Origin of the sequence: Nocardioides halotolerans DSM 19273, from assembly GCF_000422805.1 — a bacterium.
Lineage (GTDB): Bacteria > Actinomycetota > Actinomycetes > Propionibacteriales > Nocardioidaceae > Nocardioides > Nocardioides halotolerans.
Genome location: NZ_KE383923.1, coordinates 38,390 through 58,794 on the forward strand (window position 1 = coordinate 38,390; position 20,405 = coordinate 58,794).

General features: G+C 72.7%; 20 protein-coding genes. 7 read left to right on the forward strand and 13 right to left on the reverse strand.

Annotated elements, in window-relative coordinates; translation table 11 throughout:
• The first annotated feature begins 11 nt into the window (after nucleotides 1-11).
• Complete coding sequence (locus tag G514_RS31155) at nucleotides 12-1,031, forward strand: MBL fold metallo-hydrolase (protein WP_084152131.1); 1,020 nt, start codon at nucleotides 12-14, stop codon at nucleotides 1,029-1,031.
• Between the two features lie 25 nt (nucleotides 1,032-1,056).
• Here G514_RS31155 and G514_RS0114885 read toward each other — a convergent pair whose 3' ends face one another.
• Both G514_RS0114885 and G514_RS0114890 read right to left on the reverse strand, forming a co-directional pair.
• Nucleotides 1,057-2,130 carry a branched-chain amino acid aminotransferase gene (locus G514_RS0114885; RefSeq protein WP_028652401.1) on the reverse strand — a complete coding sequence of 358 codons (1,074 nt, stop codon included), beginning with the start codon at nucleotides 2,128-2,130 and terminating at the stop codon, nucleotides 1,057-1,059.
• Between the two features lie 30 nt (nucleotides 2,131-2,160).
• Complete coding sequence (locus G514_RS0114890; protein WP_028652402.1) at nucleotides 2,161-3,660, reverse strand: MFS transporter; 1,500 nt, start codon at nucleotides 3,658-3,660, stop codon at nucleotides 2,161-2,163.
• A gap of 96 nt (nucleotides 3,661-3,756) precedes the next feature.
• Between G514_RS0114890 and G514_RS0114895 the strand changes: the two genes are divergently transcribed.
• Nucleotides 3,757-4,470, forward strand: a complete 714-nt coding sequence (locus tag G514_RS0114895; protein WP_028652403.1) for a TetR/AcrR family transcriptional regulator C-terminal domain-containing protein — start codon at nucleotides 3,757-3,759, stop codon at nucleotides 4,468-4,470.
• A 16-nt stretch (nucleotides 4,471-4,486) separates the two neighbouring features.
• Here the strand turns inward: G514_RS0114895 and G514_RS0114900 are convergent, their stop codons facing one another.
• Together G514_RS0114900 and G514_RS30365 are read right to left on the reverse strand one after the other, a co-directional pair.
• Nucleotides 4,487-5,536, reverse strand: a complete 1,050-nt coding sequence (locus tag G514_RS0114900) for a 3-isopropylmalate dehydrogenase (protein ID WP_028652404.1) — start codon at nucleotides 5,534-5,536, stop codon at nucleotides 4,487-4,489.
• A 10-nt stretch (nucleotides 5,537-5,546) separates the two neighbouring features.
• The gene (locus tag G514_RS30365) at nucleotides 5,547-5,684 is read right to left on the reverse strand and encodes a hypothetical protein (RefSeq protein ID WP_157544835.1); all 138 of its coding nucleotides are present in this window, start codon (nucleotides 5,682-5,684) and stop codon (nucleotides 5,547-5,549) included.
• Between the two features lie 372 nt (nucleotides 5,685-6,056).
• On the opposite strand from G514_RS30365, the gene G514_RS0114910 reads away from it, so the two are divergent.
• Entirely contained in the window at nucleotides 6,057-6,638 is a 582-nt protein-coding gene (locus G514_RS0114910; RefSeq protein WP_028652405.1) for an O-methyltransferase, read from the forward strand.
• 102 nt (nucleotides 6,639-6,740) lie between these two features.
• Here G514_RS0114910 and yczE read toward each other — a convergent pair whose 3' ends face one another.
• A complete protein-coding gene (gene yczE, locus G514_RS0114915; RefSeq protein WP_028652406.1) occupies nucleotides 6,741-7,421 on the reverse strand; it encodes a membrane protein YczE in 681 nt (226 codons plus the stop codon).
• Between the two features lie 61 nt (nucleotides 7,422-7,482).
• Here yczE and yczR point away from each other — a divergent pair, with 61 nt between their 5' ends.
• The gene (gene yczR / locus G514_RS0114920; RefSeq protein WP_028652407.1) at nucleotides 7,483-8,940 is read left to right on the forward strand and encodes a MocR-like transcription factor YczR; all 1,458 of its coding nucleotides are present in this window, start codon (nucleotides 7,483-7,485) and stop codon (nucleotides 8,938-8,940) included.
• Nucleotides 8,941-8,949: 9 nt separating this feature from the next.
• Here the strand turns inward: yczR and G514_RS26950 are convergent, their stop codons facing one another.
• From G514_RS26950 to serA, 3 genes are read right to left on the reverse strand one after another with little or no spacing between them, the layout of a single operon-like run.
• Nucleotides 8,950-9,492, reverse strand: a complete 543-nt coding sequence (locus tag G514_RS26950; RefSeq protein ID WP_084152132.1) for an FKBP-type peptidyl-prolyl cis-trans isomerase — start codon at nucleotides 9,490-9,492, stop codon at nucleotides 8,950-8,952.
• A gap of 21 nt (nucleotides 9,493-9,513) precedes the next feature.
• Nucleotides 9,514-10,419 carry a glycoside hydrolase family 16 protein gene (locus tag G514_RS0114930; protein WP_028652408.1) on the reverse strand — a complete coding sequence of 302 codons (906 nt, stop codon included), beginning with the start codon at nucleotides 10,417-10,419 and terminating at the stop codon, nucleotides 9,514-9,516.
• Between the two features lie 3 nt (nucleotides 10,420-10,422).
• Nucleotides 10,423-12,012: a phosphoglycerate dehydrogenase gene (serA, locus tag G514_RS0114935; protein WP_028652409.1), complete on the reverse strand. Its 1,590-nt coding sequence runs from the start codon at nucleotides 12,010-12,012 to the stop codon at nucleotides 10,423-10,425.
• Nucleotides 12,013-12,190: 178 nt separating this feature from the next.
• On the opposite strand from serA, the gene G514_RS26955 reads away from it, so the two are divergent.
• Nucleotides 12,191-13,810, forward strand: coding sequence for an ABC-F family ATP-binding cassette domain-containing protein (locus G514_RS26955; RefSeq protein ID WP_036564970.1), 1,620 nt, complete (start codon nucleotides 12,191-12,193; stop codon nucleotides 13,808-13,810).
• Here the strand turns inward: G514_RS26955 and G514_RS0114945 are convergent.
• The 5 genes from G514_RS0114945 to G514_RS0114965 form a co-directional block, all read right to left on the reverse strand.
• Entirely contained in the window at nucleotides 13,777-14,241 is a 465-nt protein-coding gene (locus G514_RS0114945) for an MSMEG_6728 family protein (protein WP_028652410.1), read from the reverse strand. The genes G514_RS26955 and G514_RS0114945 overlap by 34 nt on opposite strands.
• 37 nt (nucleotides 14,242-14,278) lie before the next feature.
• Complete coding sequence (gene efeB / locus G514_RS0114950) at nucleotides 14,279-15,541, reverse strand: iron uptake transporter deferrochelatase/peroxidase subunit (RefSeq protein ID WP_036564973.1); 1,263 nt, start codon at nucleotides 15,539-15,541, stop codon at nucleotides 14,279-14,281.
• The gene (gene efeO, locus G514_RS0114955) at nucleotides 15,541-16,713 is read right to left on the reverse strand and encodes an iron uptake system protein EfeO (protein WP_028652412.1); all 1,173 of its coding nucleotides are present in this window, start codon (nucleotides 16,711-16,713) and stop codon (nucleotides 15,541-15,543) included. The genes efeB and efeO overlap by 1 nt, the downstream gene beginning before the upstream one ends.
• A 32-nt stretch (nucleotides 16,714-16,745) precedes the next feature.
• Nucleotides 16,746-17,639: an iron uptake transporter permease EfeU gene (gene efeU, locus G514_RS0114960; RefSeq protein WP_028652413.1), complete on the reverse strand. Its 894-nt coding sequence runs from the start codon at nucleotides 17,637-17,639 to the stop codon at nucleotides 16,746-16,748.
• Between the two features lie 159 nt (nucleotides 17,640-17,798).
• Nucleotides 17,799-18,527, reverse strand: coding sequence for a DsbA family oxidoreductase (locus G514_RS0114965; RefSeq protein ID WP_245582229.1), 729 nt, complete (start codon nucleotides 18,525-18,527; stop codon nucleotides 17,799-17,801).
• A gap of 111 nt (nucleotides 18,528-18,638) precedes the next feature.
• Here G514_RS0114965 and G514_RS0114970 point away from each other — a divergent pair, with 111 nt between their 5' ends.
• Nucleotides 18,639-19,538: an ABC transporter ATP-binding protein gene (locus G514_RS0114970; RefSeq protein WP_028652415.1), complete on the forward strand. Its 900-nt coding sequence runs from the start codon at nucleotides 18,639-18,641 to the stop codon at nucleotides 19,536-19,538.
• On the forward strand, nucleotides 19,535-20,347 hold the full coding sequence (locus G514_RS0114975) for an ABC transporter permease subunit (RefSeq protein WP_028652416.1): 813 nt from the start codon (nucleotides 19,535-19,537) through the stop codon (nucleotides 20,345-20,347). Before G514_RS0114970 ends, G514_RS0114975 begins: the two co-directional genes overlap by 4 nt.
• Nucleotides 20,348-20,405 lie beyond the last annotated feature (58 nt).

Below are 20,405 nucleotides of genomic sequence, written 5' to 3' on the forward strand. Positions count from 1 at the left end.
AGGTTGGCGCCATGCGCCTGACCCGCTGGAGCCACTCGTGCGTCGCCCTGGAGGCGGGCGGCCGGACCCTCGTCATCGACCCCGGCGGATGGAGCGAGCCGCGCGCGCTCGAGGGTGCGGACGCCGTCCTCGTCACCCACGAGCACGGCGACCACGTCGCCGTGGGGCGGGTGCGCGATGCGGGCGTTCCGGTCTGGGCGCCGCGTGGGGCCGACCTGGGCGACCTGGCGTTCACGCCGGTCGAGTCCGGGGCGGAGCTGACCGTCGCCGGCTTCGCCGTCCGGGCCGTCGGGGGCCGGCACGCAGCCGTCGTGCCGGGCCAAGAGGTGTGCGCCAACCTCGGCTACGTCGTCTCCGCCGACGGGGAGACCGTCTACCACCCCGGCGACGCGCTCGCCGTCCCCGACGAGGCGGTCGGCACGCTCCTGGTGCCCATGCAGGCCTCGTGGCTCAAGACCGACGAGGCGATCGCGTTCGTGCGCCGCATCCGGCCGGACCGGGCGATCGGGATCCACGACGGCCAGGTCAACGACCGCGCCCGGGCCAGCATCAACCACTGGCTGGCCACCGAGGGCGACGCGGACTACCAGTGGCTCGCCCCGGGGTCCGCGCTCGGGGAGGAGCCGACCGCGCTCCCCCGCGTGCGCCAGCTCCGGCTGGTCGTCGAGACCCCGGACTTCGACGCGGCCGCGGCGTTCTACCGCGACGTGCTCGGGCTGCCGGTCGAGCTCGACCTCGAGGGCGACGCCGGCGAGCACGTGCTGATCCTCGACGCCGGCCGCGCCACCCTCGAGCTCTCCAACCCCGCCCAGGTCGCGATGATCGACGAGGTCGAGGTGGGCCGCCGGGTGGCGCCGCGACTGCGCGTGGCCTTCGAGGTCGACGACGCAGCGGCCGCCACCGATGTGCTGGTGGCGGCCGGCGCCGTGCTGGTGGCACCGCCGACGCGGACACCCTGGGACTCCGTCAACGCCCGGCTCGAGGCGCCGGCCGACCTGCAGGTCACGGTGTTCGAGGAGGCGCCGGAGTAATAGTGGCGCAGACTGCGGCGCAGGCTCAGACGATCCGGCGCATCCAGCCGAAGGTGTCCTCGGCGCGGCCGAACTGCACGTCGACCAGCGCACTGCGGATCGCCATCGTCAGCTCGGTCGAGGCCGGCGCGGGAGCCGACCCGCCCTCCCAGCGCAGCTCGCCGACGGGGGTGATCACCGCGGCCGTGCCGCAGGCGAAGATCTCGACGATGTCGCCGTTCGCGACGCCCTCGCGCCACTCGTCGATCGAGATCCGGCGCTCCTCGACCTGGTGACCCATCTTGCCGGCGAGCTCGATGATCGAGCCCCGGGTGATGCCCTCGAGGATGGTCCCGAGCGCCGGCGTCACGATCCGGCCGTCCTTGAAGACGAAGTACATGTTCATGCCGCCGAGCTCCTCGACGTAGCGCCCCTCCTCGCCGTCCAGGAAGACCACCTGGTCGCAGCCCTGCGCGATCGCCTCCGACTGCGGCAGCAGCGAGCTGGCGTAGTTGCCGCCGGTCTTGGCCGCACCCATGCCGCCGCGGCCGGCGCGGGTGTAGTCCTCGGAGAGCCACAGGCTGACCGGCTTCACGCCGCCCTTGAAGTAGGAGCCGGCCGGGCTCGCGATCACCATGAACGTCACGTGCTGCGCCGGCCGCACGCCGAGGAACGCCTCGGAGGCGAACATGAACGGGCGCACGTAGAGGCTCTTCTCGCCCTCCTGGTCGGGCACCCAGCGCTGGTCGACGCTCACCAGCGCGGCCACGGCCTCGACGAAGTCGTCGACCTCGAGGACGGGCAGCGCGAGCCGGTGGCTGGAGCGGACCATGCGGGCGGCGTTCTCCTCGGGGCGGAAGGCCCAGATGGAGCCGTCCTCGTGGCGGTAGGCCTTCATGCCCTCGAAGATCTCCTGCGCGTAGTGCAGGACGGCGGTGGCCGGGTCGAGCGTCAGCGGGCCGTACGGCGTGACCCGGGCGTCGTGCCACCCCTCGCCGGGCGTCCACTCCACCGTGAACATGTGGTCGGTGAAGTGCGTGCCGAAGCCCGGGTTGGCCAGGATCTCGGCCAGGCGGGCGTCGTCGACCGGGTGCTCGGTACGGGTGGTGCTGATCTCCATGGACATCAAAGTAGTCGCTTTCAGGTGGGTTCAGTAGGACGGGTCGCCACCGCGGACCCGGTCGATCAGCAGGAGGACGACCGCCGCCACGACGAGGACGGCGGCGCCGGCCACCGCGGCCACGTGCAGCCCGTGCACGTAGGCGTCGCGCCCGACGGCCAGGATCCGGGCGCCCTGTCCGAACGCGCCGGCCAGCGAGCTCGCGGCGGGGCTGTGCACGGCGTCGACCGGCAGGTGGTCGCCGGCGAACGAGCGGTACGCCGCGGTGCCGATGCTGCCGAGCAGGGCGATGCCGAGCGCACCGCCGAGCTCGGTGCCGGCCTCGGAGATCGAGGCGCCGGTCGCCGCCTGATCGGGCTTCACGGCGGCCAGCACGAGCTCGGAGCCGACGGTCATCGCGCCGACCAGGCCGCAGGCCAGCACACCGGCACCGGCGAGGACCAGCGCCAGCGAGTCGGTGCCGGCGCGGGTCAGGAGGCCGAAGCCGCCGGCCGCGAGGACCATGCCCCCGGCAGCGACCCTGGCGGCGCCGTATCGGTGGGCGAGGCCCGACGCGAACGGCGCGGAGAACCCGACCCCCACGGTCGGGACGAGGCTCCACAGCGCCGCGCGCAGCGGGCTGTGGCCGAGGACCAGCTGCAGGTAGGCGGTCATGAACACGGCGTTGCCGACGAGGGCGAAGGTGCAGATCGCGTTGGTGCCGACGGCAGAGGTGAAGACCCGGTTGCGCACCAGCTGCGCGTCGATCATGGCGTGCGGGTGCCGCAGCTGGCGGCGCAGGAACACCGCGCCCAGGACCAGCCCGACGACGATGCAGAGGACCCACCGTGGCTCGGCCCCGTGCGCGGCCCACTCCTTGACGCCGCAGATGGTGGGCAGGACCGCCGCGAGCGACAGCACCGAGCTGAGCACGTCGAACGGCGCGTCCGTGCGCCGCTCCCCCCGCGGCAGGAGCGCGGGACCGACGAGCAGCAGCAGCGCCATCGCGGGGAGGTTGACCAGGAACACCGAGCCCCACCAGAAGTGGGCCAGCAGCACACCGCTGAGCACCGGGCCGAGCCCGATGCCGGCGGTCATCACCCCGGTCCAGATGCCGATGGCCCGGCCGCGCTGCCGGTCGTCGTGGAAGAGGGTCCGGATCATCGACATGGTCGCCGGCATCAGGGTGGCGCCCCCGATGCCGAGCAGGGCCCGGGCGGCGATGAGCTGGTCGGCCGACCGGGCGTACGCCGCGACGAGGGAGGTCGCGGAGAACGCCACCGCCCCGATGAGCAGCAGGCGGCGTGCGCCGATCCGGTCGGCGACCGCGCCCATGGTGACCAGGAGGCCGGCCAGCACGAACCCGTAGAGGTCGAAGATCCAGAGCTGCTGGGTCGAGGTCGCGTGCAGGTCGCGGGCGATCTCCGGCACCGCGAAGTAGAGGATCGAGACATCCATCGAGACCAGCAGCAGCGGCAGCGCCAGCACGGCGAGCGCGATCCACTCGCGCCGTCCGGCTCGCTGGACGGGTGCTGCGACGGAGGTCGCCATGGGTCACTCCTTTGCGTAAGCAGTAAACAGTTTCTGGTCTACGCAGGTTAGAACGGAACTGTGTAGGATGTAAATGGTTTCTTCGAAAGGACGCCCATGACCGACCTCCCCCGCGCGATCGCCGCCCTGTGGGGCCTGGAGGAGAGCGGTCGCCGCGGCCCCAAGCGCACGCTGTCGGTGCCGGCGATCGGTGCGGCCGCCGTCCGGATCGCCGACGCCGAGGGGCTGGGTGCCGTCTCCATGGCGTCGGTCGCCAAGGAGCTCGGCACGACCGCCATGGCCCTCTACCGCTACGTCGACTCGCGCCAGGAGCTCGAGATGGTGATGGCCGACGTCGCGATGGGCGCACCCCCCGCCCCGAACCCGCGGCGCCCGTGGCGACGCGAGCTCGAGGACTGGGCCCGCGCCGAGGCCCGGCAGCTGGGCGGCCACCCGTGGACGCTCGAGCTGCGCACCGGGTCTCCCCCGGTCAGCCCGAACCTCCTCGCGTGGACCGACGCCGGGATGCAGGTGATCCTCCGGTCGGGGCTGGGCGAGCAGCCGGCGGCCTCGGCCCTGCTCGTCGTCGACGGGTTCGTCCGCAGCCAGGTGCTGCTGGGGCTGCAGTTCGCCGACGCCGAGGCCAGCCGGCACTGGGCCGACCAGCTCCGGCTCGTGGTCGACCCGGAGTCGCTCCCCGGCCTGGCACGCGTCCTCGCTGCGAACGCGCTCGACGACGCCGACGAGGAGCCCGGAGCGCCCCTGGGTGCCGAGTTCGAGTTCGGGCTGGGCCTGGTGCTCGACGGGATCGAGCTGCTGGCGGCCCGGTGATCCGCTAGGCCGTGGCCTAGGTGAGGCGCGACGCGATCGCGTCGCCGACCTCGGCGGTACGCCGGACCGCCCCGGGTACTCGCGCCGCCAGGTCCTCGACGGCCGCGCGCTCGACGGCGGCCGCCGCCTCGGCGTGGCCGAGGTGGTCGAGCAGCAGCGAGACGGACAGGATCGCCGCGGTCGGGTCGGCCTTCTGCTGGCCGGCGATGTCGGGGGCCGAGCCGTGCACCGGCTCGAACATGCTGGGCGAGGTGCGGTCGGGGTTGACGTTGCCGGACGCCGCCAGCCCGATGCCGCCGGTGATGGCGGCCGCCAGGTCGGTGATGATGTCGCCGAAGAGGTTGTCGGTGACGATCACGTCGAAGCGGGACGGGTCGGTGGTCAGGAAGATCATCGCGGCGTCGACGTGGATGTAGTCGACGGTCACGTCGGGGAACTCCGGAGCGACCTCCTGCACCAGCCGCCACCACAGCGAGCCGGCGTTGACCAGCACGTTGGTCTTGTGGACCAGCGTCAGCTTCTTCCGCGGCCGGCGCTGAGCGCGGGCGAACGCGTCGCGCACGACCCGCTCCACGCCGTACGCCGTGTTGACCGAGACCTCGGTGGCGATCTCGGCCGGGGTGCCGACCCGGAGCGCGCCGCCGTTGCCGGTGTAGGGGCCTTCGGTGCCCTCGCGGACCACGACGAAGTCGACGTCGCCGGGCGCCGCGAGCGGCGAGGTCGCACCGGGGTAGATGCGCGAGGGCCGCAGGTTGACGTAGTGGTCGAGCTCGAAGCGCAGCCGCAGCAGCAGGCCGCGCTCGAGGATCCCGGGCGGCAGGTCGGGGTCGTTCGGCCTGCCCCCGACCGCGCCGAGCAGGATCGCGTCGTGCTCCCGGATCTCGGCGAGCACGGAGTCGGGCAGCACCTCACCGGTGGCGAGGTAGCGCTCGGCGCCGAGGTCGTAGGTCGTCTGCTCGAACTTCACCCCGGCCGGAGCGGCCGCCTCGAGCACCTTCAGCGCCTCGGCGGTCACCTCGGGACCGATTCCGTCGCCGGGGATGACCGCGAGCCGCAGTGACGTCATGCCGGGAACGCTAGTTGTCGTCGGGTCGCTGGCCGCCGTTGTCCCGCAGGTCGAGCGAGGCCTGGACGGCGGCGTTGGTGTTCTCCGCGCTGCGCGGGTTGTCGGGGTGGTGGCTGGCCGGTCCCCAGTCGGGATACATGTCGTACATCGGAGCTTCTCCTCGTGAAGTCGAACGTGTGCTGTCGGTCGGTGGCCGAGGACGCCCCGCGACGGGGACGTACCGACTCGTGGATCACACGAGGGAGGAGCCGTGCTGCTGGCGGGTCACGCCGGCGGTGCCGGGTGTCCGCGTCGCGGGGGCGTCTCGACCTGGTAGCTCGATGGAGCTGGGATGAGAGGCCACGCAACGCCGACCACCGCGGCGAGGTGGCCTCTCGTCAGGCCTCGCCGCGGCGCTCGATGAGTACGAACACGCTCCGCATGGTGATCTGATGGTAGGACGTCCGCGGATCGCATGGCACCGGATATCGAAGTCTGTTCGCCATGCGAGACGACCGTCCCGAGATGAAAGACTCGCAACGTGAGCCACCCGCCTTCCCTGCCGGACATCGTCAACCGGGCCTTCGACGTGTCCCGCCGGGCCGGCTACGTCTCGTTCTGCCGCAACGAGACCGGGCGGCTGCTCGCGATGCTGGCCGCGACCCGCGACGGGACGATGGCCGAGTTCGGCACCGGCTGCGGCGTCGGTACGGCGTGGCTGCGGTCCGGCGTACGCGGCCACAAGGGCAGCGAGAAGGCCCGCATCGTCACCGCCGAGCTCGACCCCAAGCTCGCCGAGGCGGCCGCCGAGATCTTCCGCGACGACGACCAGGTCGAGGTGCTGGCCGCCGACTGGTCGACACTGCTCGACCGCGGCCCCTACTCGCTGCTGTTCCTCGACTCCGAGGAGCCCTCCGTCGTCTCCGTCGACGCGATCGCCGACCTGGTCGAGGACGGCGGCATCGTCGTGCTCGACGACTTCACGCCCTGCGAGCTCTGGCCCCCGATCACCCACGGCCGCGTCGACACCCTCCGCGAGCACTGGCTCACCGACGACCGCTTCACCGCCGTCGAGGTGATGGTCGCCCCCGACGCCTCCACCATCATCGCCACCAAGCGCTGAGGGTCGTCCGGGACCCCTGCCTTGTTGCCGAGTCGTCGCTACTGCTCATCAGTAACGCCGACTCGACCGGTTACTCATCAGCAGCAACGCCGACTCGGCCGGTTACTCGTCAGCAGCAACGCCGACTCGGCGGACCTCGACGATCCAGGTGGGGAGCATGGCCTGGGTGAGGGGGCCGATGGCGAGGGCGTAGAGGACGGTGCCGACGCCGGCGACGCCGCCGAGGAGGAGGCCGATCGCGACGACGGTGACCTCCAGGAGGGTGCGGACCAGGCGCAGGGAGAGGCCGGTGCGGCGGGAGAAGCCGGTCATCAGGCCGTCGCGGGGGCCGCGGCCGAGCTGGGCGCCGATGTACATCGCGGTCGCGAGCCCGCAGACCACGACCCCGCCGACCATGAGCACCCCGCGCAGCCACGTCGAGCCGGGCTGGTCGAGGACCGCCAGGAACGCGTCGGCCGCGACGCCGATCACGACGGCGTTGGAGATCGTGCCGATGCCCGGCACCTCGCGCAGCGGGATCCACAGCAGCATGACCAGGAAGCTGACGATCACGAGCGCCTCGCCGATCGAGATCGGCAGGTGGCTCGCGAGGCCGGTGTGCAGCACGTCCCAGGGCGCCACGCCCAGGTCGGCGGTGACCATCATCGCGATCGACAGGCCGTAGAGCACGAGCCCGGCGTACAGCTGCGGAAGCCGGCGCCCCAGCCGCCCCGCACGCAGCTGCGCGATCGGGCCGAGGTCGACGAGGGCGCGCGCGGGGCGCGGCAGGGCGGTGCTGGTCACCCGACCATCCTGACCTGAAGTGGCCTTGGACAAAATAGCCAATCGTGCGACAGTGGCCTGCATGGACCGCTCCATCAGCGCACGCCGGGTGGCCACCCTGGTCGACGGGTTCGACCGCTGCCCCGCGTACGCCGGCCTCGCGGACGCCTTGGTACTGCTCATCGGCGACGGCCGCATCGCGGCCGGAGCCCGGCTGCCCAGCGAGCGCGAGCTGACCGAGGCGCTCCGCGTCTCGCGCACGACCGTCACCCGCGCCTACGCCGCCGTCCGCGACAGCGGGTACGCCGAGGCGCGGCGCGGCTCGGGCACCTACACCCGGGTCCCGGGCGGCCCGTCGCGCGCGCACGACCGGGCGCTGCTCCCGGGCCAGGACGACCGGGACGCCATCGACCTCAACTGCGCGGCGCCGTTCGCGCCGCCCCAGATCGCCACGGCGTACGCCGAGGCGGCGACCATGCTGCCGGCCTACCTCGGCGGCCACGGCTACTTCCCGGCCGGCCTGCCCGAGCTCCAGGCCGCGATCGCGGCTCTGTACGACGCCCGCGGGCTGCCGACCGACCCAGCCCAGGTGATGGTCACGCCGGGTGCGCTGTCGGGCGTCTCGATCGTGGCCCAGGCGCTGACGGGCAGGGGCGACCGGGTGCTGGTCGACGTGCCCGGCTACCCCAACGCCGCCGAGCGGCTGCGCAGCGCCGGCGCCCGGCTGGTCACCACCGAGGTCGACCCCGACGGCTGGGACCTCGACGCCACCGCCGCCCGGCTGCGCCAGGTCACGCCCCGGCTGGCCTACCTGATCCCCGACTTCCACAACCCGACCGGCCTCCTGATGAGCGACGAGGAGCGCGAGCGGTACGCCGCCGACCTGCGCCGCGGCCACGTCACGCCGATCGTCGACGAGTCCCACGTGATGCTCGCCCTCGAGGGACAGGAGCTGCCGCGGCCGTTCGCGGCCCACGCCCCCGACGCGGTGACCGTCGGCAGCACCAGCAAGGGCTTCTGGGGCGGCCTGCGGGTCGGCTGGGTCCGCGCACCCCTCGGCCTGATGGAGCAGCTGACCAGGGCCCGCGTCACCCTCGACCTGGGCGTGCCGGTCATGGAGCAGCTCGCGGTCCTGCGGCTCCTCACCGACCACGAGCCGATCCTGCGCGAGCACCGCGCCCACCTCCGCGAGCAGCGCGACGCACTGGTCGCCGGCCTCGGCGCGGCGCTGCCCGGCTGGCGGTTCCGGGTGCCGGCCGGCGGGCTCTCCTTGTGGTGCGAGCTGCCCGGGCCCGGTGGCGGTCCCGGCCGCGGTCTCGGGATCGCGCTCGCCGAGGAGGCCGAGCGGCACGGCGTGATCATCGCGCCGGGGCCGGTGTTCGCGCCGGACGGCGGGCTCGACCGGTTCGTCCGGGTCCCCTACACCCGTCGCGTGGAGGAGCTCGATCGGGCGGTCGCCCGCATCGCCGCGGCGTGGGAGGTCGTCACCGCCCGGCAGGCACCGGCGAGCAGGTCCGCCGGGCGGGTGATGGTGGCCTGACGAGCCGGCCTACTGCGCGTCGATGATGTCGACGACGAAGTAGAGCGTCGCGCCGCCGGGGATCGGGCCGGAGCCGGACTCGCCGTAGCCGAGGTCCGGCGGGATCGACATCACGAGCCGGCTGCCGACGGGGACGCCGACGATCGTCTGGTCCCAGCCGGGGATGAGCGAGCCCACGCCGATCGGTGCCTGGAACGGCTCGCCGCTGAAGCTCTCGTCGAACGGCTCGGTCTGGTCGGCGAGCTGCCCGAAGTAGTCGGCGGTGATCGTCTGGCCCTGCTCCACCGGCGCACCCGTGCCGGTGGTGACCTGCGCGACCTGGAGCTCGTCGCTCGGCTCGCCGACGTCGGAGAAGTCGAGCCCGGTCACGTTGTCGTCGTCGTCGGTGATGATCTTCGGCGCCCAGTCGGGCAGCGCGCCGGCCTCGGCCGACGCCGAGGTCGGCGCCGGGTCCTTCGCGGTGCCCTCGTCGCTGTCGGCGTCGTCGCCGCACGCGGCAAGGGAGAGGCCGAGCAAGGTCACCGCTGCGATCGTCAGGAGTCGTCTGCGCACGGGGCACGAGGATACGGCGCGTCAGCTCCAGACCCGCACGTAGTCCACCGTGGTCGTCGCCGGCAGCGGCGTCTGCTCGCCGAACGCGTTGCTCCCCACCCCGAGCGCCTGGGTCAGGTTGAGCGTGAACGGCTGGTCGAACGGCTGCGAACCGGTCAATGGCGGCGACGGCACGATGTCGTGGTCGACGCACACCTCGCCGTCGTACGCGATGCGCACGTGCCCGGGCTCCCACTCGATGACGTAGCTGTGCATCGAGCTCGGGTCGTCGAGCAGGCAGAGGTTGTTGGTGTTCGACCCGTCCGGCACGGCCGGCTGGTAGTGCAGGAAGGGGACGGCCCGGTCGGGATACAGCGAGAAGTACTCCGCCAGGTCGATCTCGCCGGTGGCCTCGGAGCCGTAGGCGAGGTCCTGCGGCCACAGCCACAGAGCGGCGTGCACCCCGGGCACGTCGACGTCGGGGAACGCCGCGCGCACCTCGACCCGGCCGAACGTCGTCGTGTACTTGCCGTACGTCGTCACGAACGCACCGGTCCAGCGCGAGGGGAAGTCGCCGCTCAGCGACGGGCAGACGACCTCGTGGTCGAGCGCCTTCGCGGTCAGGTGCAGCGCACCGCCGGCGACGGTGACGTCGTCCGCGCCCAGCGGGCTCTCGTCGCCGAGGTAGCACTCCGGCCCGTTGCGGTAGCCGCTCGCGAGGCTGGAGAGGACGGTCCAGTGCGTGGTGTCGAGGGCGTCGCCGTCGAAGTCGTCGGCGAACTCGCACGTCCAGGCGGACCCGTCGGGCTTGAGGACCGGGCGGCCGCAGTCGAGCCGCGCGTCCTCGTCCGCCCGCTCGGGCGTGCTCGTGCCGCACCCGGAGATCACGCCACCGAGCAGCAGGGCCACCGCCAGGCCCCGCGCCGCAGCGGTCGGGCGCCGGCTCATCGCTCAGACCAGGTCGGCGGCGCGCACCTGGACCGCGTCGATCGCGTTCTCGATCTCCAGCAGGGTGTCGGCCGGGATCGCGGAGTCGACCGACAGCGCGACCAGGGCCATCCCGCCCTTGGTGTCGCGGGCGACCTGCATGCCGGCGATGTTGACGCCCGCGGCGCCGAGGATGCCGCCGACCGTGCCGACCATGCCCGGCCGGTCCTCGTAGCCGAAGAACGCCAGGTGCTCGGTCGGCTCGAGGTCGACCGCGTAGCCGTTGACCTCGACCAGCCGCTCGCGCTGGTGGATGCCGACCAGGGTGCCGCTGACCGAGACCTGGCTGCCGTCGGCGAGCGTGCCGCGGATGGTGATGAGGTTGCGGTGGTCGGCGCTCTCCGGGTCGGTGACCAGGCGGACGGCGGTGCCGCGCTCGGCCGCGAGCAGCGGGGCGTTGACGTAGGACACGTGGTCCTCGACCACGTCGATGAAGATCCCCTTGAGCGCCGCGAGCTCGAGCACCTTGACGTCGTAGTCGGTGATCTCGCCGCGGACCTCGACGTCCACCTGCTGGGCGACCTCGCCGGCCAGCGCCGTGAAGATGCGGCCGAGCTTCTCGGTCAGCGGGATGCCGGGACGGACGTCCTCGGCGATCAGGCCGCCCTGCACGTTGACCGCGTCTGGCACGAGCTCGCCCGACAGTGCGAGCCGCACCGACCGCGCCACCGCGAGCCCGGCCTTCTCCTGGGCCTCGTCGGTGGACGCCCCGAGGTGGGGGGTGGCGACGACGTTCTCGAGCTCGAAGAGCGGGCTGTCGGTGCACGGCTCCTTCGCGAACACGTCGAGCCCGGCGGCGGCGATCCGGCCCTCCTTGAGCGCGGCGTAGAGCGCGCCCTCGTCGACGATCCCGCCGCGGGCGGCGTTGACCAGCACGAGGTGGGGGCGCACCTTGTGCAGCTCGGCGTCGCCGATCAGGCCGACCGTCTCGGGGGTCTTGGGCAGGTGCACGGACATGAAGTCGGACTCGGACAGCAGGGTGTCGAGGTCGACGAGGCGCACACCCATCTGCGCGGCGCGGCCGGCCTGGACGTAGGGGTCGTAGGCGATGACGTCCATGCCGAACGCCGCGAGGCGGTGCGCGACGAGGACGCCGATCCGGCCGAGGCCGACGATGCCCACGGTCTTCTCGTAGAGCTCGATGCCGGTGTACTTCGAGCGCTTCCACTCGCCCTGGCGGAGCGCCGCGTGCGCCGGGCTGACGTTGCGGGCCGCCGCGAGCATCAGCGCGACGGCGAGCTCCGCGGCCGAGACGATGTTGGACGTCGGCGCGTTGACGACCATCACGCCGGACTGGGTCGCGGCACGCACGTCGACGTTGTCGAGGCCGACGCCGGCGCGGGCCACCACCTTGAGCCGCGCGGCGGCGGCCAGGGCCTCGGTGTCGACGGCGGTGGCACTGCGGACCAGCAGCGCGTCCGCCTCCGGCAGCGCCGCCAGCAGCTCGGCGCGGTCGGCGCCGTTGCAGTGGCGGATCTCGAAGTCGGGACCGAGCTCGTCGATCGTGGCCGGGCTGAGCTCTTCGGCGATCAGCACGACCGGCTTGTCAGTCACAGCGATGTCCTCGCGGGTCGGGAGCAGAGGCGCACCACGCTGTGCGACCGCTCACACTACCCCTCGGGCGGCCCGGAATGCGGGTGCGTCTGCCCGGTGGTCCGCCTACGGTGGTGACGTGGAGTGAACCGGTGACCGCCCTGTCCGCCCTGCTCGTGGGAAGCCCCGAGGAGTCACCGTGTCCGCTCCGCTCACCTCCGTCCTGTCGTTCTCGGACGTCGGCCTCGCCTGGCCCGACGGCACCGTCGCGTTCGACGGGCTCGACCTGCTCGTCTCGCCCGGCCGTGCCGGGCTCGTCGGCGCCAACGGGTCCGGCAAGTCGACGCTGCTCAAGCTCGCCGCGGGCGTCCTGCGCCCGACCTCGGGCTCGGTCTCGGTCGCCGGTGAGGTCGGCTACCTGCCGCAGGACCTCACCCTCGACCGCTCGCGGCGCGTCGACGACGTGCTCGGGATCGGCCCGGCGCTGCGCGCGCTGCGTGCCCTCGACGCCGGCTCCGGCGACCCGGCGGACCTCGAAGCCGTCGGCGACCAGTGGGACGTCGAGGAGCGCGCGGTCGCCGAGCTCGAGCGCCTGGGGCTGCCGGGGTCGGTGCTCGACCGCCGCCTGGGCGAGCTGTCCGGCGGCGAGGTGGTCCGGCTCGGGCTCACCCGCCTGCTGCTCGAGCGCCCCGACGTCCTCCTCCTCGACGAGCCGACCAACAACCTCGACGCGGCCGCGCGCTCGCGCCTGCACGACGTGCTCGGCTCCTGGCCGGGGACGCTCCTCGTGGTCAGCCACGACCGCGAGCTCCTGGAGCGCGTCGACCGCGTCGGCGAGCTCCGCGGCGGCGCGGTGCGGTGGTACGGCGGCGGCTTCTCGTCGTACGTCGAGCAGGTGGCCGCGGAGCAGGAGGCCGCCGAGCAGGCGGTGACCGCTGCCAAGGCCGACGTGCGCCGGCAGCGCGCCGACCGCCAGGAGGCCGAGCGCTTGATCGCCCAGCGCAAGCGGCAGGGTGAGCGCAACGCCGTCAGGAGCAACATGGGCAAGGGCGCCCGGGACTTCTACAAGAACCGGTCGGAGAAGCACGCGGCGTCCTACCGCCGGACCCACGACGACCGTCTGGAGGGCGCGAAGGCCCGGCTCGACGACGCGGAGGCGCGGCTGCGCGAGGACCGCACGATCCGTGTCGACCTCCCGGCGACCGAGGTGCCGCGGGGTCGGGTCGTGCTCACCACCGACTCCCTCGTCATCCGCACGGGTGCGCCCGTCGAGCTCGACCTTCGCGGGCCCGACCGGGTCGCGGTCGTGGGCCCGAACGGCGCCGGCAAGACCACGCTCCTCGACACGGTGGCGGGCGCGCTCGCGCCGCGCTCCGGGTCGGTCCGCACCCACGTGCCGACCGCCCTGCTCCCCCAGCGGCTCGACGTGCTCGACCCGGAGCGCTCGGTCGTCGACAACGTCGCGGCGCGCGCGCCCGCGGTCGAGCCGACGGTGGTCCGCGCGCAGCTCGCGCGCTTCCTGTTCCGCGGAGCGGCCGCCGAGCAGCTGGTGAGCACGCTGTCGGGCGGCGAGCTGTTCCGCGCGACCCTGGCGGCACTGCTCCTGGCCGACCCGGCCCCCCAGCTGCTGCTGCTCGACGAGCCGACGAACAACCTCGACCTCGCGTCGTACGACGCCCTGGTCGCCGCGCTGGCGGCCTACCGCGGCGCGCTCCTGGTGGTCAGCCACGACGCGGGGTTCCTCCAGGACGTCGGCGTCGACCGCACGCTGGAGCTCAGCCTGGATCAGCCCGGTGTGAGGGGCGCCGGCCAGAGGTAGGGCAGGTCGTCTGGCACGCCGGCGAAGACCTCGCCGTAGTGATCGGGGTCCTTGCGCAGCAGCGCGGAGCGGTGCGCGAGGTGGAACGCCTCGTCGCCCAGCCACGGCGGCAGCGTGCCCGCGGTGGCGAGCGCCGACTGGTCGCGGATCTCCGTGATGCCCTGCTCGGCCAGCTCGAAGCGCACCGTCGCCTCGACCGTGTCGGCACGGCCCTCGGCCACCCAGACCTCGCAGGTCGTCAGCGTGTAGCGCCCGAGGGCCTCGAGGTGGCCGCGCCACATCTTGACCGCCGGGTGGTGCCGCCAGCCGTAGGTCGGGATCGTCAGGCCGCGGATGATCTGCAGTCCCTCGACCCGCTGCTTGCCGAGGCGCCGGGCGTCGAGGACCTCGGCCGAACGGCGGAAGTCGGCGTACGGGAGGAACGTCTGCACCCGACCCCGGTGCCCGACCGCGTCCCGAGGCGAACGGTCAGGAGAAGAGCGATTGTCCGACGAACTCGCCGGCCTTCGTGCCGGGCGGGACGGCGAAGAGCGCGGAGCCGTTGACCTTGAGGTACTCCATCAGCGCGTCGTTGGCGGCCATCTTGGTCTGGATCGGGATGAAGTGGGTGTCGGGGTCGCGCACGAACGCGAGGAAGAACAGCCCGGCGTCGAGGCCGCCGAGGGAGTTGCTGCCGTCGACGAAGTTGTAGCCGCGCCGGAGCATGCGGGCCCCGCCGTTGAAGTCGGGGTGGACCAGGCGCACGTGCGAGTCGGGCGCGATGATCGGCAGGCCGCCGCTGCCGGGCATGTCGAAGTCGGGCTCGGCGTGCTCGGAGCCGCCCGAGAGCGGCGCGCCGGTGTCCTTGCTCCGCCCGATGAACGCCTCCTGGTCGCCGAGCGGCTGCCGGTCCCAGACCTCGATGGTCATGTTGATCCGGCGGGCCACGAGGTAGGAGCCGCCCGCGAGCCACGAGGCCTTCGTGTCGTCGTCGGCACCGACCCAGACGTGCGCGTCGACGTCGGAGGTCTCCTCGGCCTTGATGTTCATCGTGCCGTCCTTGAACCCGAACAGGTTCCGCGGCGTCGACTGGTCGACCGACGTGGTCGAGGTGCGGCCGAAGCCGAGCTGCGACCACCGGACAGAGACGGTGCCGAAGCCGATGCGCGCGAGGTTGCGGATCGCGTGCACCGCCACCTGCGGGTCGTCGGCACAGGCCTGCACGCAGAGGTCGCCGTAGGACCGCATCGGGTCGAGGTTGTCGGCCGGGAAGTGCGGGAGGGTGCGGAGCGCCCGGGGCTGCCGGTCGGCCAGCCCGAACCGGTCGTGCCCGTCGTCGGTGCGGAAGAGCGTGGGGCCGAAGCCGAAGGTGATCGTCAGCCCGCTCGGCGACAGGCCGATCGCCTCGCCGGTGTCGTCGGGCGGCACGTTGGTGGCGCCCTCGACCGGGCCGACGGTGCCGGCCGGCTTGCCCTGGGTCATCCGCTCGGCCGCGTCGGTCCACTTCTTCAGCAGGTCGACGAGGGCGTCGCGGTCGTCGGTCGTGACGTCGAAGGCGGCGAAGTGCAGGCGGTCCTGGGCCGGGGTGGTGATGCCGGCTTGGTGGGCTCCGCGGAAGGCGTACGTCGCGGGGCGGGCGGCGTGCTCCGCAGGCGCGCCCTCGCTCGCGCGGCCGACGACGAACGCGCCCGCGACCCCGGCGGCGGCAGCGCCACCGCCGAGGAGCGAGCGTCGGGAGACCTGGCGGGCCATCAGGACAGCACGGCCGCCGTCAGCTTGGAGAGCGGCTCGGACAGGGCGTTGACCGCGTCGGAGAGCTGCTTGACCTCGTCGGGGGTCAACTGGTCGTAGGTCTTGAAGCCGTCGCCGGCGCGCTGGGCGTCGAGCAGCGCCTGGAGGTCGGCGAACCGCGCGTCGAGCTCACCGGCGAGCTGCGGGTCCTTCTGCTCGAGGATCGGCTTGACGCCCTCGTAGCCCACCCGGGCGCCGTCGACGTTGGCCTGGAAGTCCCAGAGGTCGGTGTGCGACCAGTACTCCTCCTCGCCGGTGACCTTGCCGAGGGCGACCTCCTCCAGCAGCCCGCGCGAGCCGTTGGCGATCTGGTCGACGGTGTAGGTCAGCTCGCCGACCCGCTCGTGCAAGGTCTGGGTGTTGGCGAGCAGGTCGTCGGCGTACGTCGCGCGCTCCTCGGTGGTGAGCGGCGTGTAGTCCTCGGCGCGCTGGGGCCAGAGGTCCTTCTCGAGGCGGTGCCAGCCGGTCCACTCCTGGCCGGGCTCGAGGTCGGCCTCGCGGAGGTCGAGCTTGGGGTCGAGGTCGCCGAACGACTCGGCCACGGTCTCGATGCGCTCCCAGTGGGTGCGCGCGTCGGGGTAGAGCGTGCGTGCCGCGTCGTCGTCGCCGGCCTTGTAGAGGTCGACGAACTGCTCGGTCTTGGCGAGCAGCTGGTCGGACTGGTCCTGGACGTAGGCCGCGTAGTTGGAGACGGCCTGGTCGATGAGCTGCTGCTCGTCGGCGCTGGTCGTCGGCTCGTCGTCGGAGTCGGTGACCGTGAACCCGGCGCGGATGCCCTCGCCCTTCATGCCCGGCTTGCAGGCGGTGAAGTAGGAGCCGGCGGGCGCGTTGACGGTCATCTCGCGGTTGAGGCCGGGCCCGATGTTCTCCACCTCGGACACGATGCGCAGCCCGTCGTCGCCGAGCAGGTAGAACTCGGTGACCTGCGACCCGGTGTTGGTCACGTCGAAGGTCAAGGTGCCGGCCGGCGCCTCGGCGGCCGAGACCTTGCACGCGTCGTCGCTCGACTCGACGCTGAGGGCCCGCGGGTTGCCGCCGTCGGCGGCTCCGTCGCTGCTGTCGGCGTTCTCGGTGCACGCGGCGAGGAACGGCACCGCGACCGCGAGCGCGGTCACGACAAGGGTCTTGCGCATGGGTGTCTGCTCTTTCTCGGGTGTGACGGGAGTCAGTGGGTGGCGGGGGTGCGGCGCGAGCCCGTGGGGGCCGCCGAGCCCGGCGCGCCGGCGGTCGTCGTACGACGCCGGACGCCGACCAGGAAGAGCACCATCACCGGGATCGCGTAGAGGAGCCACGCGGCCGCCTCGAGCTTGGTGGTGGCGGGGCTGAAGTTGAAGATGCCCTTGAGGAGCGAGCCGTACCAGCTGTTGATGTCGACGGTGTCGGACACGTCGAAGGCCAGGTTGCCGAGCCCTGGCAGGAAGCGCGCCTCCTGCAGGTCGTGGATGCCGTAGGCGAGCACGCCGGCGGCGACGAGGATCAGGAACGCGCCGGTCCAGGTGAAGAACCTGGTGAGGTTGATGCGCACGGCGCCCCGGTAGATCAGGTAGCCGAGCAGCACGGCGGTGGCGATGCCGAGCGCGGCACCGAGCAGCGGCTCCCACGTCGGGGTCACCGAGCCGACGGTCTCGCGGGTGCCGGCCTTGGTCGCCGCCCAGAGGAACAGCGCGGTCTCGAGGCCCTCGCGGCCGACCGCCAGCGCGGCCACCACGCCGAGCGACCAGCGGCTGCCCTCGGCGGCGACGTCGATCCGGCCGCGCAGCTCGCCGCCCAGGCTGCGGGCGGCGCGGGCCATCCAGAAGATCATCCAGGTCACGAACGCGACGGCCACGATCGAGAGGCTGCCGCCGATGGCCTCCTGGGCCTTGAACGTGAGGCCGCGCGGGCCGAAGGTCAGCGCCGCGCCGAAGGCCAGGCTCACGGCCACGGCGAGCCCGACGCCCAGCCAGATGCGCGGGAGGAGGTGTCGCCGCTCGGACTTCACGAGGTAGGCGACGAGGATGCTGACGACGAGCGCAGCCTCGAGGCCCTCGCGGAGGCCGATCAGGTAGTTGGCGAGCACGGGGCTGACTGTACGCGCCTGAACTTAGGCTTGGCTAACCTAGGTGAGGTTCGCCTCAGCTGGGGGCAGTTTCACCGGGTACCCGGTGAAACTGGCGCTGACCGGATGGAACTCCTTACCGCCAGCGCCAGTTTCGTGGGGGCAGCCCGGGTCAGATCGTCAAATGGCGCAGCCGTCCGGCCCGCAGGCGTCGGCGCCCGGTCCCCCGACGAGCTCGACGACCGGGTGCGCGTCGGCCCAGGCGCGCTCAAGGAGCTGCTCGAAGACCTCGGTCGGCTGAGCGCCGCTGACGCCGTACTTCTGGTCGACGACGAAGAACGGGACCCCGGTGGCGCCGTAGGCGCGGGCCTGGTCGATGTCGGCGCGCACCGCGTCGGCGTACTCATCGCTCGTCAGCACCTCGTCGACGCGGGCCGGGTCGAGGCCGGCGCCGACGGCGACCGAGCGCAGCACGGCGTGGTCGCCGACGTTCTCGCCGCGGGAGAAGTACGCCGCGAGCAGGGCCTCCTTCAGCTCGGCCTGGCGGCCCTCGGCGGCCGCGAGGTGCAGCAGCCGGTGGGCGGTCACGGTGCGGGCGTGCGGCGCGTCGGCATGGTGGAACTCCAGCCCCACCGAGGCGGCGACCCCGTCGGCGCGCGCCATCAGCTCGCGGGCGCCAGCCACGTCGGTGCCGAACTTCCGCGCCAGCGACTCGACCGTCGTCTCGACCGGCACCTCGGGCGCCGACGGGTCGAGCTCGAAGGACCGGTAGACGACCTCGACGTCGTCGCGGTGCTCGAACGTCGACAGCGCCGCCTCCAGGTGCCGCTTGCCGATGTAGCACCACGGGCACACGACGTCGGACCAGATCTCGATCTGCACGACCGTCTCAACCACCGACCCGCTCACCGTGTTCCCCCCTGCCGGGGTCACCCCTGAGGGTGGGTCAGGGTCCGGCAAGGGGTCGGTGGGGACCGCTCCCCGATGTGGGGAGGCCGGGGTGGGAGCGACGGTTGACCCATGATCGACGTGACCGCACTCACCAGGACGTACGGCGGCCTCCGGGCCGTGGACGACGTCACCTTCTCCGCCCAGCCGGGCCGCGTGACCGGGTTCCTCGGTCCGAACGGCGCCGGGAAGTCGACCACCATGCGCGTGATGGTGGGTCTGACACCGGCGACCTCAGGGTCCGCCACCGTCCTCGGTCGGAAGTACGCCGACCTCCCCAACCCCGGCCGCGAGGTCGGCGTCCTCCTGGACGCGTCCGCCCAGCACGCCGGCCGCACCGGCCGCGAGACGCTCCGGGTCGCCGCGCGCACGATGGGCCTGCCGATGAGCCGGGTCGACGAGCTGCTCGACCTGGTCTCGCTGACCGGCACCGAGGCCGAGCGCCGGGTCAAGAACTACTCGCTCGGCATGCGCCAGCGGCTCGGCATCGCGACCGCGCTGATCGGCGACCCCGAGGTGCTCATCCTCGACGAGCCGGCCAACGGCCTCGACCCGGCCGGCATCCGCTGGATGCGCGACCTGCTCCGCGGCTTCGCCAACAAGGGCGGCACCGTGCTGCTCTCCTCGCACCTGCTCCACGAGATCGAGGTCATCGCCGACGACCTGGTGGTCATCGGCCAGGGCCGGATCGTGGCGCAGGGCACCAAGGCCGAGCTGCTCGCCTCCGCCGGCACCCTCGTGCGCTCGACCGCGATCGAGGAGCTGGCCCAGGCCCTGGAGCAGCGCGGCGTCACCGCCGTCGCCTCCGGCCGCGACGCCCTGCGCGCCGAGGCAGAGGCCGACCTGGTCGGCCAGGTCGCGCTCGCGGCCGGCGTACCCCTCACCGAGCTGCGCGCCGCCGACGGCGCCGGCCTCGAGGAGATGTTCCTCGAGCTCACCGCAGACACGTCCAGAGAAGGAGCAGCAGCATGACCGCCACCACGGTGGAAGACCTCGACCGCGCCCCGGCGCGGGCGGCCCGCACCGCACCCGCGCCGATCCCGTTCAGCCGCCTGATGACGGTCGAGCTGGTCAAGATGTTCAACACCCGCGCGGGCTTCTGGCTCATCATGTCGATGGCCGGCACGGCGCTCATCGCGACCGCCTCGGTGATCCTCTTCGCGCCTGACAGCGCGATGACCTACGACAACTTCGGCGCGGCGATCGGCGTACCGATGACGCTGCTGCTCCCGGTGATGGCGATCCTGTCGGTCACCAGCGAGTGGAGCCAGCGCAGCGGGCTCACGACGTTCACGCTGGTGCCGCACCGCGGCCGGGTGATCCGGGCCAAGATGGTCGTCGCGATAGCCATCGGCGCGGTCTCCATCGGGGTCGCGCTCGCCATCGGCGCGCTCGGCAACATCGTCGGCTCGGCCATCGCCGGCGTCGACACCGTCTGGGACATCTCCGCCAACCAGATCACCATGCTGGTCCTCGCCAACGTGCTGAACCTGCTGATCGGCTTCATGCTCGGCGTGCTCATCCGCAACTCCCCCGGCGCGATCGTCGGGTTCGTCGTCTACTCGTTCGTGCTCCCGACCCTCTCGATGGTGCTCGGCAACTTCCAGCAGTGGTGGGAGGACCTGCGTCCGTGGCTCGACTTCAACTGGGCGCAGGGCGAGCTGTACGACGGACAGCTCACCTCTACGCAGTGGGCGCAGCTCGGCACGGCCGGCCTGATCTGGCTCGTCGTCCCCCTGGCCGTCGGCCTGGTGATGGTGATGCGCTCGGAGGTCAAGTAGCACCTGCCGCAGGACCCCCGGAGCCCGCCGATCCGGGGGTCCTCGCACGTCCGTGCAC